The organism is Serratia sp. PF-27 (assembly GCF_030053255.1).
GTDB lineage: Bacteria > Pseudomonadota > Gammaproteobacteria > Enterobacterales > Enterobacteriaceae > Serratia > Serratia bockelmannii.
The window spans coordinates 170,226-183,843 of sequence record NZ_JASGBT010000006.1 but is presented as its reverse complement, the minus strand read 5'-3'; the positions used below and the strand labels follow the sequence as shown (position 1 = coordinate 183,843).

Here is a 13,618-nt window from a genome sequence, read left to right as displayed (position 1 = left end):
TTGCTGTTATCGCTACCGCGATCAGTCGTCGGTTACGTCGTGCGGTTTGCGCCCCAGTTGCCAAATCTTCTCCGCATAATGCCCCAACGCCCACAGGCTCAGGCCGAGCAGCGCGAAGAAAATCGCCTTCGGCATGCTGTCCCAGAAAAACTCGAACAGGCGGGTATAGAGGTTGATGCCGAGGAATGTCAGCCCGAAACCGCGCAGCATGGCGTCGTCATGCTTCAACCCCAGCCAGATGGCGGCGAGGGCGGCCAGCCCGAACAGCAGGCTCCAGTGGAACAGCTCAATCTGGCGCGCGCGGTACCAGCTGTCGAGATCGCCGTAGTTGCCAAAGATGGATAGCAGCCACAGCGCGATGAACAGGTACAGCAGGCCCATCGCCAGCGACACCCGCTGCAGGCCGCGCTGCGCCAACAGCGGCCGCAGCAGCAATGCGGCGGCGATCAGCACCGCGCCGAAGGCGATAAAGCGAATCGGGTAGCTCATGCCGAGCCAGTAGGCGCCCCAGCCGGACAGGTAGCCGGTTTCGGCGCCGAAGGCATTGCCGAGCGACAGCAGGGCGAACCACCACACCAGCCCGGAGCGGCTGAACCAGCCGATCGCGCCGTACAGCAGCGCGGCGACCAGCAGCAGTACGGAAACCCGGCCGCTGCCGTTATCCAGCCAGACCCCCAACTGCCATAAGGCGCAGGCGGTGAGCAACACGGCGACAAACAGCGCCGCCTCATTGCCGTAGCGTTTTTCCGGGTGCCGTTGGCGGCGGCGCAGCGCCCAGACGTAGGCCAGCGCCGCCAGTGCGCCGGCGATCGCCATGCGCACCGGCGCGTCGAAGCGGAACAGTTCGCTCAGCCATTCAAGCAGTGCGCTGTCGGCGAACAGGCTGGTGACGGCGATCAGCAACGAGGCCAGCGCGGCGAGAAACGCATAGCGCGCCAGCCGTCGCCAGTCGAAAGGTTGTACGTCCACATGCAGCAGCAACTGCTGCCGTTGCTCGGGTGTCAAGGCGCCTTCCCCAACCCAGCCGTCCAGCGCCTTGCGCACCACGGTGGCGTTCTTTTTACTGAGTTTCATGTTTCTTGTCCCTGAATCACACGCTGATTCGGCCAGTATAGCCATTGGCGGGCGGCTACGACAAAGGGAGGCTAGTGTGTATAATGCCCGCCGCAAAAGCGCACGAGGAATTATGCGATGACTGAATATAACGATGAGTACTGGATGCGTCAGGCATTGCAGCTGGCCCTGCGCGCGCAGGAAGAGGGCGAGGTGCCGGTGGGTGCGCTACTGGTGCTGGACAATCAGGTCATCGGCGAGGGCTGGAACCGCCCGATCGGTCGACACGATCCAACCGCGCACGCCGAGATCATGGCGCTGCGCCAGGGCGGCGCGGTGCTGCAAAACTACCGCTTGTTGAACGCCACGCTGTACGTCACGCTGGAGCCCTGCGTGATGTGCGCCGGTGCGATGGTGCACAGCCGTATCCGCCGGTTGGTGTATGGCGCCGCCGACGAGAAAACCGGCGCGGCCGGTTCGCTGGTGGACATTTTGCGCCATCCGGGCATGAACCATCAGGTGGAGATCGTCTCGGGCGTGCTGGCGGACGAATGCGCCGCCACCCTGAGCAATTTCTTCCGCCTGCGCCGCGAACAGAAAAAAGCGCTCAAGCTGGCGCAGCGGGCGGCGGATAAGCCGGAATAATCAGTAGTTGAGCGCCAGTTCCGGCATCACCGTCGGATAGCCTTTCCCCAACGCTTCCTGCTCGGCGGCCGCTTGCGCCGCCTTTCTCTCTTTTTCCTGCAGATAACCCACCAGGCTGACCTGGTAGCGGCGGATGTTCTCTACATAGTTGTAGGCTTCACGCCCGCGCGCATAGCCGTAGGTCAGCTGCGGGTAGTAGCGCTTTTGGCTGAGCATCGGCAGGCGCTGTTTGACGTCGACCCAGCTGTCCGGATTGCCTTTTTGCGTTTTGGTCAGCTTGCGTGCGTCCAGCATATGGCCCCAGCCCATGTTGTAGGCCGCCAGCGAGAACCAGATGCGTTCGTCTTCCGGCACGCTGTCCGGCACCTTGGCCATCAGTCGCTGCAGGTAGAGCGCGCCGCCCTGAATGCTCTCTTCCGGATCGAGGCGGTCGTTGACCCCCAGGCCGTCGGCGGTGGCGCGGGTCAGCATCATCAGGCCGCGCACGCCGGTGGGGGAGGTGGCCTGCGGATTCCAGTGCGATTCCTGATAGGCGATGGCCGCCAGCAGCTTCCAGTCGATCTCGTTGGCGTGCTTCTCGAACAGCGGGCGGAAGTTGGGCAGCACCGAGTCGATGGCCGACAGGAAGGTTTTGGTGTCCACATAGTCGAAGCTGCCGACGTGGCCGAGGTATTTCTCCTCTAGCCGCGCCAGGGTGCCGTCGTCCACCATTTGACTGTAGAAATCCAGCATCGCTGCGTACAGGCTGTCGTCGCCGTCACGTTTGAGATACCAGGTTACCGGCTCTTCGTCGGTGACGTCGAACGCCACCGCCAGCTGCGGATGGATGCGCTGCAGCAGCGCGATGGTCACCGAATCGCCGAGGGTGTAGTCCAGCTTGCCGTCGGCAACCCGCTCCAGCAGCTCTTTGGAGGTGAGATCGCTGGAGGACTCCCAGGTGAGATCCGGGTATTTATCCTGCTTGAGCTGTTTTAGCGTGCTGACGTGCGCGGAACCGGAGGCGACCGCCAGCTTGCCTTTGATGTCGGCGAAGCTTTTCGGCCGCGGGGTGCCCAGTCGGTACACCAGCTGTTGGGAAACAGAGTAGTAGGCCGGGCCTGTGCGTGCGCGGCTCAGGCGTTCCCGGTTGTAGATAAGGCCTGCCGCCAGCAGGTCGGCGTCGTCGTCGTCCAGATCGTCGAACAGGTCATTGATGTTCTGATGGGGGATCACCACCAGCTTCACCCCGAGGTAGTTGGCGAAGCGCTTGGCCAGTTCGTAGTCGAGCCCACCCGGCCCTTGCTTGGTGTTGAAATAGGTCAGCGGGGAGTTCAGCGTGCTGATACGCAACTCGCCGCGGGAAATGATCTCCTGGAGTTGCCCGCCCTGGCCGCTGCGCCAGGTGATATTGGGCCACAGCGCGAGAGCCAGAAGCAGGGTGACAACGCCGATGAGGATGTAGTTTATTTTAAGACGTTTCAAATAGTTATCCAGTGGTGGCACAGGTACACCGGCGACGACAACCGCGACTTTTCTCATGGTTAAATCACCAGTGCGGGGGGCATTTTGCGCAACAAAACGCCAGTGTGCAACTTTATTGACACGTTATGACAATTCGTCGGTGTGGCACGCTTTTATCAATAATCCCTACGCAAACGGTTTCGTCGGCGGCGAGGATTCTCTATAATGACGCGCGTTTTCCCCTGTTGCGCCCAATGAAGCGTCTTATCCGTCGCTTCGAAGACGAGAGAACTTTGATTATGGAAATTCTGCGTGGTTCGCCCGCTTTATCGGCTTTTCGCATTACCAAACTGCTGTCCCGCTGCCAGGACGCTCACCTGCCCGTCAGTGATATCTACGCCGAGTACGTCCACTTTGCCGATGTTAGTGCACCGCTAAGTGCCGAAGAACACGCCAAGCTTCAGCGTCTGCTCAAGTACGGTCCTTCTCTCGCCGAACACGCTCCCGAAGGCCGGTTGCTGCTGGTTACGCCGCGTCCGGGCACCATTTCTCCCTGGTCTTCCAAAGCCACCGATATTGCCCACAACTGCGGTTTGCAACAGGTGCTGCGGTTGGAGCGCGGCCTGGCGTTCTACGTCAAGGCGCCCGAGCTGACGGAAACCCAGTGGCGCCAGCTCGCCGCGCTGCTGCACGATCGCATGATGGAAACCGTCTTCAGCGAGCTGCAACAGGCCGAACAGCTGTTCGCGCACCATCAGCCGGCGCCGTATCAGTCGGTCGACGTGCTGGGCGCAGGGCGCGCCGCGCTGGAGCAGGCCAACGTCCGGCTCGGCCTGGCGCTGGCGCAGGACGAGATCGACTACCTGCTGAATGCCTTTACCGGTTTGGGGCGCAACCCGACGGATATCGAACTCTATATGTTCGCGCAGGCCAACTCCGAGCACTGCCGCCACAAGATTTTCAACGCCGACTGGATCATCGACGGCGAACAGCAGCCTAAATCGCTGTTCAAAATGATCAAGAACACCTATGAGCAGACGCCGGACTACGTGCTGTCGGCGTATAAAGACAACGCCGCCGTGATGGAAGGCTCGCAGGTCGGTCGCTTCTTCGCCGCGCCGGAGAACGGCACGTACGATTACCATCAGGAAGACGCGCACATCCTGATGAAGGTAGAAACCCACAACCACCCGACGGCGATCTCACCGTGGCCGGGCGCCGCGACCGGCTCCGGCGGCGAGATCCGCGACGAGGGCGCCACCGGCCGCGGCGCCAAGCCGAAGGCGGGCCTGGTGGGCTTCTCGGTGTCCAACCTGCGCATTCCCGGCTTTGAACAGCCGTGGGAGCAGGATTTCGGCAAGCCGGAACGCATCGTCACCGCGCTGGATATCATGACCGAAGGCCCGCTGGGCGGCGCGGCATTCAACAACGAATTCGGCCGTCCGGCGCTGCTGGGCTACTTCCGTACCTATGAAGAGCGCGTCAACAGCCATAACGGCGTTGAGCTGCGCGGCTATCACAAACCGATCATGCTGGCGGGCGGTATCGGCAACATCCGCGCCGATCACGTGCAGAAAGGGGAAATCACCGTCGGCGCCAAGCTGGTGGTGCTGGGCGGCCCGGCGATGAATATCGGCCTGGGCGGCGGCGCAGCCTCGTCGATGGCGTCAGGCCAGTCCGATGCCGATCTGGACTTCGCTTCGGTGCAGCGCGACAACCCAGAAATGGAGCGCCGCTGTCAGGAAGTGATTGACCGCTGCTGGCAGTTGGGCGACCAGAACCCGATCCTGTTTATCCATGACGTCGGTGCCGGCGGCCTGTCCAACGCCATGCCGGAGCTGGTGAGCGACGGCGGCCGCGGCGGCCGCTTCGAGCTGCGCGATATCCTCAACGACGAGCCGGGCATGAGCCCGCTGGAAGTGTGGTGCAACGAATCGCAGGAACGTTACGTGATGGCGATTGCCCCGGCGCAGATGGCACAATTCGACGAGATTTGCCGCCGCGAGCGCGCACCTTATGCGGTGATCGGCGAAGCGACCGAAGAACAGCACCTGACGCTGAACGACCGCCACTTCGACAACCAGCCGATCGACATGCCGCTGGACGTGCTGCTCGGCAAGACGCCGAAAATGACCCGCGACGTGACCCGCCTGCAGGCGCATGGCGAGGCGGTGCAGCGTGAGAACATCACGCTGGCCGACGCGGTGAAACGCGTGCTGCATTTGCCGGCCGTTGCGGAGAAAACCTTCCTGATCACCATCGGCGACCGCACCGTTACCGGCATGGTGGCGCGTGACCAGATGGTCGGCCCGTGGCAGATCCCGGTGGCCGACTGTGCGGTCACCACCGCCAGCCTGGACAGCTATTACGGCGAAGCGATGTCGCTCGGCGAACGCGCGCCGGTGGCGCTGCTGGACTTCGCCGCCTCCGGCCGCCTGGCGGTCGGGGAAGCGCTGACCAACCTGGCCGCCACGGAAATCGGCAGTCTGAAGCGCGTGAAGCTGTCCGCCAACTGGATGGCCGCCGCCGGCCACCCGGGTGAAGACGCCGGCCTGTACGAAGCGGTGAAAGCGGTGGGCGAAGAGCTGTGCCCGGCGCTGGGCATCACCATTCCGGTGGGTAAAGACTCCATGTCGATGAAAACCCGCTGGCAGGAAGGCAATGAACAGCGTGAAATGACCTCGCCGCTGTCGCTGGTCATCACCGCCTTCGCCCGCGTGGAAGACGTGCGCCACACCGTGACGCCACAATTGCGCACCGATAAGGGCGACAGCGCGCTGCTGTTGATCGACCTGGGCAACGGCCATAACGCGCTGGGCGCCACCGCGCTGGCGCAGGTTTACCGCCAACTGGGCGACAAACCTGCCGACGTGCGCAACGTTGCGCAGCTGGCGGGCTTCTTCAACGCCATGCAGCAGCTGGTGGCCGATCGCGCGCTGCTGGCTTACCACGATCGCGCCGACGGCGGCCTGCTGGTGACGCTGGCGGAGATGGCCTTCGCCGGTCACTGCGGCGTAGAGGTTAACCTCGATGGCCTCGGCGACGATGCGCTGGCGGTGCTGTTCAACGAAGAGCTGGGCGCGGTGATCCAGGTGAGCGCCGAACGCCTCGACGACGTGAAGCGGGCGTTCGCGCAGCACGGTCTGACCGACAACGTGCATCACATCGGCAGCGTGCAGGCCGGCGATCGTTTCGTCATCACCCAGCACGGCAAGGCGCTGTACAGCGAAAGCCGCAATACGCTGCGCACCTGGTGGGCGGAAACCACCTGGCAGATGCAGCGCCTGCGCGATAACCCGGCGTGCGCCGATCAGGAACATCAGGCCAAGCAGGATGAACAAGATCCTGGCCTGAACGTGAAACTGACCTTCGCACCCGAGGAAGACATCGCCGCGCCGTACATCGCCAAGGGCGCTCGCCCGAAAGTGGCGGTGCTGCGCGAGCAGGGGGTGAACTCCCACGTTGAAATGGCGGCGGCGTTCCACCGCGCCGGCTTTGACGCGGTGGACGTGCACATGAGCGATCTGCTGGCAGGGCGCCGCGATCTGCAGGACTTCCACACGCTGGTGGCCTGCGGCGGCTTCTCTTACGGCGACGTACTGGGTGCTGGCGAAGGCTGGGCGAAGTCTATCCTGTTCAACGAGCGGGTGCGTGACGAGTTTGAGGCGTTCTTCCACCGTCCGCAGACGCTGGCGCTGGGCGTATGCAACGGCTGCCAGATGATGTCCAACCTGCGCGAGCTGATCCCGGGCGCCGAACACTGGCCGCGCTTCGTGCGCAACCTGTCGGATCGCTTCGAGGCGCGCTTCAGCCTGGTGGAAGTGGCGGCCAGCCCGTCGCTGTTCATGCAGGGCATGACCGGTTCGCGCATGCCGATCGCCGTTTCCCACGGTGAAGGGCACGTCGAAGTGCGCGATGCGGCGCATCTGGCGGCGCTGGAAAGCCATGGTCTGGTGGCGCTGCGTTTCGTCAACAATGCCGGTCAGGTGACGGAAGCTTACCCGGCTAACCCGAACGGTTCGCCGAACGGCATTACCGCCGTAACCAGCGCCAACGGACGCGCCACGGTGATGATGCCGCACCCGGAACGCGTGTTCCGCACGGTCAGCAACTCCTGGCACCCGGAAGAGTGGGGCGAGGACAGCCCGTGGATGCGCATGTTCCGCAACGCCCGTAAGCAGCTGGGCTAAAAACGGCCACCACCGTACAGAGGGCGCAAGCAATTGCGCCCTTTTTTATGGCCGGCGTTCGCCGACTGGCGGCAGTGTCTGCATTTTGCGACAGGCGCCATTTTTCCTGTCGCTAAATGGAGACATTTAACTGTTTGATTTTATTGATGGTAAGCGGGTTTAGCTTTAGTTGTCTGCATTTGGCGACAGCGCGGCGTTTTTTTCATAACTCATCGGTGCGTGATGCGCAAAGAAATTTGCTGATATAATTTTATTTTTTAATAAAATCATGTGATTATAATTTTAATTGCAAAGTTGGCACGCAGCGTGCATTATTCTCGTCAGTTGCTCATTCAACTTTTTATGACGGCGCCGTCATTAGACGGCAAATCGCCTCATAAGCCTCCGAATGATGCCAAAGAAATGGTGCCTATCGTCCAACTAAACCGATAACAGACCGTGCAAGCGGCTTTATCAAGCATCGGGCGACACGTGGAGTGAGGCACCGCCTGTATCCAACTGTGATGAAGGGTTCATCAATCCTGGATACTTACGGATGCTATTCGTCCTGTTCGATGCCAGCCGCTGCGCTACATCACCCTGGGGACGAGGTTCAAGGGCATCCACACTTTCCTTGCGTTGGGGCAAGTTTCTTGCCCCGATGTCAATTTTCAACGCTGCGCTTATCCCTGTTTCGTTGCCTATGCCCTCGAACGCAGACGCTCTCCCCACACTCTCGTTTTCGCACCGGTTGATATTACCGGGGCCGCATGCCGTCGGCAGGCCTATGGGTGCGGTTCACCAATCCCGTCGCTTTTTCCTTGTGCGTTCAGGATTCTCCCTTGCCGGGCTTTTTTCTTTCCGGCGAGTCAGTTAGCATCGTGACAGAGCTGAGAGAATGAGATGATTTCGTTGAAAAAATGGCGTTTATTTCCCCGTTCGCTGCGGCAATTGGTGCTGCTGGCCTTTCTGTTGGTGCTGCTGCCGCTGTTGGTGCTGGCCTATCAAGCCTACCAGAGCCTGGATCACCTCAGCGCGCAGGCGGCGGACATCAACCGCACCACGCTGGTGGACGCACGGCGCAGTGAGGCGATGACCAGCGTGGCGCTGGAGATGGAGCGCAGCTATCGTCAGTACTGCGTGCTGGTCGATCCTACGCTGCAGAAGCTGTACCAGAACCAGCGCAAGCAATATTCGCAGATGCTGGACGCCCACGCGCCGATTCTGCCGGACGAGCGCTACTACCAAACGCTGCGTCAGTTGCTGACCCAGCTGGCGGCGATCAAATGCCATAACAGCGGGCCGGACCAAGAGGCTTCGGCCTTGCTCGAATCGTTCTCCCGTTCCAACGCCGAAATGGTGCAGGCCACGCGCGCGGTGGTGTTCTCGCGCGGCCAGCAGCTGCAGCAGGCCATCGCCGAGCGTGGCCAGTTCTTCGGCTGGCAGGCGCTGCTGCTGTTCCTGGTCAGCGTGCTGCTGGTGGTGCTGTTTACCCGCATGATCATCGGGCCGGTCAAGGCCGTGGAACGGATGATCAACCGCCTGGGGGAAGGGCGCGCGCTGGGCAGCACTGCATCGTTCAAGGGGCCGCGCGAGCTGCGTTCGCTGGCGCAGCGCATCATCTGGCTGAGCGAGCGGCTGGCGTGGCTGGAATCGCAGCGCCACGAATTCTTGCGCCATATCTCGCACGAGTTGAAAACGCCGCTGGCCAGCATGCGCGAAGGCACCGAGCTGCTGGCCGACGAGGTGGCGGGGCCGCTGACTTCCGATCAGAAAGAGGTGGTGACGATCCTCGACAACAGCAGTCGCCACCTGCAGCAGCTGATTGAACAGCTGCTGGATTACAACCGCAAACTGGCCGATGGCCCGGCGGAACACGAGAACGTCGAGCTGCGCGAGATGGTCGATTTGGTGGTCGCCGCGCACAGTTTGCCGGCGCGGGCGAAGATGATTTCCACCGAAATCGTGCTGGAGGCGGAAATCTGCTGGGCAGAGCCTACGCTATTAATGCGCGTGCTGGATAATCTCTACTCCAATGCGGTGCACTACGGCAAGGAATCCGGTAACATTTGGATCCGCAGCCGTCAGGTTGGACAACGGGTGCAAATCGACGTCGCCAATACCGGCACGCCGATCCCCGAGGCTGAAAGAGCCATGATTTTCGAGCCTTTTTTCCAGGGTAGTCACCAGCGAAAAGGGGCGGTAAAAGGAAGCGGACTGGGGTTGAGCATCGCTCAGGACTGTATCCGTCGCATGCGCGGTGAGCTGCAACTGGCGACGGTCGCCGGTGCAGACGTCTGCTTCCGCATTGAACTGCCGTTAACCGCCGAGAATGAATAAATAATGTACACATGGTCTAAGCGCCTTCGTCTTTCACAGACCGAACGTTCACCGCGTGCCACGCACAGAGCGCCGCTCGGCAAACGCCCGATCAGCTGGTTGGGCGCCGTCTTCTTTATGCCGCTGTTGCTGGCGGGCTGCGTCGATCGCGCCGTCAGCGGCGGCCTGAACGCTCAGCAGCAAGAGGCGATCCCGGATACCAAGGTGATCGATTACCGCACCGCGGCTTGCGATACCCTGTGGCAGTTGGACGACAAGGATGCGCTGGATAATGCGCTCTACTGGCTGCGCGCGATGGACTGCGCCGATCGCATCGGGTCGACCCAGGCGCGCGCGCTGGCGAAAACGGTGCCGGGTGACAGCTGGTCCGGCGTTTTCAAACAGAGCATCCTGCTGGGTAGCGCACAGCCGACCTCCGGCGAACGCCGCCAGATGATCGACAGGATCAACAGCTACCGGATGGAGTTCCCCGGCTCGCTGCGTCCACTGACGCAGCTGTGGCGCCAGCAGCAGATGCTGCAGATCACGCTGTTCGATGAGAAAGCGCGCTATCAGCATCTGCAGGAGAGCAGCGACAGCCAGATCGATTCGCTGCGCCAGAGCCAGGCGCGTTTGCAATCGCAGCTGCAGGACACCTCGCGCAAGCTGGAAAACCTGACCGACATCGAGCGCCAGCTCTCTTCGCGCAAGCAGCTGCAAGGGGAAATCCCGGACAACGGCGCGGGCTCCCAAAAGGGCGAAGCCGCCGGTAAAAACGGCGCGGCCGCCAAAGGGGCTGAGCCGCAGGACGAGCCGGAAAAGGGCACCGCGCTGCCGGTTGAACCGGAAGACACCTATACGCCGCCCCCTGCCAATAAGGAGTCCCACGCGCAATGACCGCACGCAAACCGGCCAACCTGTTATTGGTTGACGACGATCCCAGCCTGCTGAAGCTGCTGGGCATGCGCCTGACCAGTGAAGGTTTTCACGTCACCACCGCCGAAAGCGGCCAGGAAGCGCTGCGCCTGCTGGCGCGCGAACAGATCGATCTGGTGATCAGCGATCTGCGTATGGACGAGATGGACGGCATGGCGCTGTTCGCCGAGATCCAAAAACATCAGCCGGGCATGCCGGTGATCATTCTCACTGCGCACGGTTCGATTCCCGATGCGGTGGCCGCCACCCAGCAAGGGGTGTTCAGCTTCCTCACCAAACCGGTGGATCGCGATGCGCTGTACAAGGCCATCGACGAGGCGCTCGCGCTGTCGGCCACCCCGGCCGGCGACGAGGCCTGGCGGGAAGACATCGTCACCCGCAGCCCGCTGATGCTGCGCCTGCTGGAGCAGGTGAAAATGGTGGCGCAGTCCGACGTCAGCGTATTGATCAACGGCCAGAGCGGCACCGGCAAAGAGGTGGTGGCGCAGGCGATCCACGCCGCCAGCCCGCGCGCCGGCAAGGCGTTCATCGCCATCAACTGCGGCGCGCTGCCGGAGCAGCTGCTGGAGTCCGAACTGTTCGGCCACGCCAAGGGCGCCTTTACCGGCGCGGTCAGCAGCCGCGAAGGGCTGTTCCAGGCGGCGGCGGGCGGCACGCTGTTCCTCGACGAAATCGGCGATATGCCGCTGTCGCTGCAGGTGAAGTTGCTGCGTGTGCTGCAGGAGCGCAAGGTGCGGCCGCTGGGCAGCAACCGCGATCTGGACATCGACGTGCGCATCATCTCCGCCACCCACCGCGATCTGCAAAAGGCGATGGCGAAGAACGAGTTCCGCGAGGATCTCTACTACCGCCTCAACGTGGTGAACCTGAAGATCCCGGCGCTCAACGAGCGCGCCGAAGACATTCCGCTGCTGGCCAACCACCTGTTGCGCGAGGCGGCTCAGCGGCACAAGCCGTTCGTGCGCAGCTTCTCGACCGACGCCATGAAGCGGCTGATGACCGCCAGCTGGCCGGGCAACGTGCGTCAGCTGGTCAACGTCATCGAGCAGTGCGTGGCGCTGACCTCGGCGCCGGTGATCAGCGAAGCCCTGGTGGAGCAAGCGCTGGAAGGGGAAAACACCGCGCTGCCGACCTTTGCCGAAGCGCGCAACCAGTTTGAGTTGCACTACCTGCGCAAGCTGCTGCAGATCACCAAGGGCAACGTGACCCAGGCCGCACGCATGGCGGGCCGCAACCGCACCGAGTTTTACAAATTGCTGTCGCGTCACGAGCTGGACGCCAACGATTTCAAAGAATGACAGATTCCCGCCGGTGCCTGCCACGCAGGTTCTCAACAAATCCGGCGGAATGATTTACACTCCGTTCTCTTTGCCGCGGCGCGCCCCGGCGTAGAGCACCATGGAACGTATTAAGCGGGATCGTACACAAATGAGCAGATCACTTTCCATCGCCCTGGCCCAGCTGAACCTGCTGGTCGGCGACATTGAAGGCAACACCGAACGCATGTTGCAAATCGTGCAGGAGCAGCAGAAGGCGGGAGCCGATCTGGTCATGTTCAGCGAACTGGCGCTGTCCGGCTACCCGCCGGAAGACCTGCTGTATCGCAATGACTTCTATCAGCGCTGCGACGCGCAGCTGCTGCGCCTGCAGCAGGCCTCCGCCGAGACGGCGATCCTGGTCGGCCACCCGTGGCGCGAAGGCGACAAGCTGTATAACGCGCTGTCGCTGTTTGCCGAAGGCCGCCTGCTGACCCGCTACTTCAAGCAGCAGCTGCCGAACTACGGCGTGTTTGATGAGAAGCGCTATTTCCATGCCGGCAACGACACCTGCGTGGTGGAGCTGAAAGGCTACCGTCTGGGGCTGCTGATTTGCGAAGATCTGTGGTTCCCTGAGCCGATCGACGCCGCCAAGGCGGCCGGCGCGGAGATTATCCTGTCGATCAATGCCTCGCCGTATAACCGCGAAAAACCGTATATCCGTAAAACGCTGATGGCCGGCCACTGCCAGCGCACTCAGCTGCCGCTGGTGTACCTCAATCAGGTCGGCGGCCAGGATGAGCTGATCTTCGACGGCTGCTCCAAGGTATTCGATGCCGCCGGCACCATGACCCACCGTCTGGCGGCCTTCGACGAGCAGGTGACTCGTCTGGAATTCAACGAGCTGGCCGTGGTGCCGATGGCCGATCCGGCCGCTGAACTGCCGCAGCTGGCGCAGGTGTATCAGGCGCTGGTGCTGGCGGTGCGCGACTACGTGACCAAAAACGGCTTTAAAGGCGCGGTGCTGGGGCTGTCCGGCGGCATCGACTCGGCGCTGACGCTGGCGATCGCCGTGGATGCGTTAGGTAAAGACAAGGTGCAGGCGCTGATGATGCCGTTCCGCTATACCGCGGACATCAGCATCGCCGACGCCAAGGAAGAGGCGGAAATCCTCGGCGTGGAGTTCGATATCGTCTCCATCGAACCGATGTTCGACGCCTTTATGGGCCAGCTGTCGCCGATGTTCGCTGGCACCGAGCGTGACACCACCGAAGAAAACCTGCAGGCGCGTTGCCGCGGGGTGGTGCTGATGGCGCTGTCCAACAAACGCCGTAGCATCGTGCTGACCACCGGTAACAAGAGCGAAATGGCGGTGGGTTACGCCACGCTGTACGGCGATATGGCCGGCGGTTTCGACGTGCTGAAAGACGTGCCGAAAACGCTGGTGTTCAAGCTGTCCGAATACCGTAATACCGTCTCCTACGTGATCCCGCAGCGGGTGATCGATCGTCCGCCGTCCGCCGAGCTGGCGCCGGATCAGGTCGATCAGGACAGCCTGCCGCCGTACGATATCCTGGATGCGATCCTGGAAGGCTACGTTGAGCGTGACAAGTCGGTCGCCGATCTGGTGGCCGAAGGGTTCGACGAAGCGATCGTGCGCAAGGTGATCCGCCTGGTGGACATCAACGAATACAAGCGGCGTCAGGCCGCCGTCGGGCCGCGCATCACCGCCCGTAACTTCGGCAAAGACCGCCGCTACCCCATCACATCCGGTTTTGGCCGCAAAAATTGGTAAAAGGA

General features: G+C 62.1%; 8 protein-coding genes. 6 read left to right on the top strand and 2 right to left on the bottom strand.

The features are described from left to right. Positions 1 to 21: 21 nt before the first annotated feature. On the bottom strand, positions 22 to 1,074 hold the full coding sequence (locus tag QMZ29_RS02670) for a DUF2157 domain-containing protein (RefSeq protein ID WP_261426605.1): 1,053 nt from the start codon (positions 1,072 to 1,074) through the stop codon (positions 22 to 24). Positions 1,075 to 1,191: 117 nt separating this feature from the next. On the opposite strand from QMZ29_RS02670, the gene tadA reads away from it, so the two are divergent. Further along, positions 1,192 to 1,698: a tRNA adenosine(34) deaminase TadA gene (gene tadA, locus QMZ29_RS02665; protein WP_033644114.1), complete on the top strand. Its 507-nt coding sequence runs from the start codon at positions 1,192 to 1,194 to the stop codon at positions 1,696 to 1,698. Here the strand turns inward: tadA and mltF are convergent, their stop codons facing one another. Further along, complete coding sequence (mltF, locus tag QMZ29_RS02660; protein ID WP_261426603.1) at positions 1,699 to 3,159, bottom strand: membrane-bound lytic murein transglycosylase MltF; 1,461 nt, start codon at positions 3,157 to 3,159, stop codon at positions 1,699 to 1,701. A 275-nt stretch (positions 3,160 to 3,434) separates the two neighbouring features. Between mltF and purL the strand changes: the two genes are divergently transcribed. The 5 genes from purL (at position 3,435) to QMZ29_RS02635 (ending at position 13,613) form a co-directional block, all read left to right on the top strand. Beyond that, entirely contained in the window at positions 3,435 to 7,328 is a 3,894-nt protein-coding gene (gene purL / locus QMZ29_RS02655; RefSeq protein ID WP_197819548.1) for a phosphoribosylformylglycinamidine synthase, read from the top strand. Positions 7,329 to 8,210: 882 nt separating this feature from the next. Continuing rightward, positions 8,211 to 9,647, top strand: a complete 1,437-nt coding sequence (locus QMZ29_RS02650; RefSeq protein ID WP_025303933.1) for a sensor histidine kinase — start codon at positions 8,211 to 8,213, stop codon at positions 9,645 to 9,647. 3 nt (positions 9,648 to 9,650) lie between these two features. After that, positions 9,651 to 10,523 (top strand): two-component system QseEF-associated lipoprotein QseG, encoded by an 873-nt coding sequence (gene qseG / locus QMZ29_RS02645; RefSeq protein ID WP_053085981.1) that lies wholly within the window; start codon positions 9,651 to 9,653, stop codon positions 10,521 to 10,523. Next, the gene (gene glrR / locus QMZ29_RS02640) at positions 10,520 to 11,860 is read left to right on the top strand and encodes a two-component system response regulator GlrR (RefSeq protein ID WP_025303931.1); all 1,341 of its coding nucleotides are present in this window, start codon (positions 10,520 to 10,522) and stop codon (positions 11,858 to 11,860) included. The genes qseG and glrR overlap by 4 nt, the downstream gene beginning before the upstream one ends. Positions 11,861 to 11,990: 130 nt before the next feature. Continuing rightward, positions 11,991 to 13,613 (top strand): NAD+ synthase, encoded by a 1,623-nt coding sequence (locus tag QMZ29_RS02635; protein ID WP_025303930.1) that lies wholly within the window; start codon positions 11,991 to 11,993, stop codon positions 13,611 to 13,613. The last annotated feature ends 5 nt before the right edge of the window (positions 13,614 to 13,618 follow it).

What these genes read in the sequence shown, in the direction of transcription:
- QMZ29_RS02635 (WP_025303930.1), top strand. Translation starts at nt 11,991, where the DNA reads ATGAGCAGATCACTTTCCATCGCCCTGGCCCAGCTGAACCTGCTGGTC.
- tadA (WP_033644114.1), top strand. Translation starts at nt 1,192, where the DNA reads ATGACTGAATATAACGATGAGTACTGGATGCGTCAGGCATTGCAGCTG.
- qseG (WP_053085981.1), top strand. Translation starts at nt 9,651, where the DNA reads ATGTACACATGGTCTAAGCGCCTTCGTCTTTCACAGACCGAACGTTCA.
- glrR (WP_025303931.1), top strand. Translation starts at nt 10,520, where the DNA reads ATGACCGCACGCAAACCGGCCAACCTGTTATTGGTTGACGACGATCCC.
- QMZ29_RS02670 (WP_261426605.1), bottom strand. Translation starts at nt 1,074, where the DNA reads ATGAAACTCAGTAAAAAGAACGCCACCGTGGTGCGCAAGGCGCTGGAC.
- QMZ29_RS02650 (WP_025303933.1), top strand. Translation starts at nt 8,211, where the DNA reads ATGATTTCGTTGAAAAAATGGCGTTTATTTCCCCGTTCGCTGCGGCAA.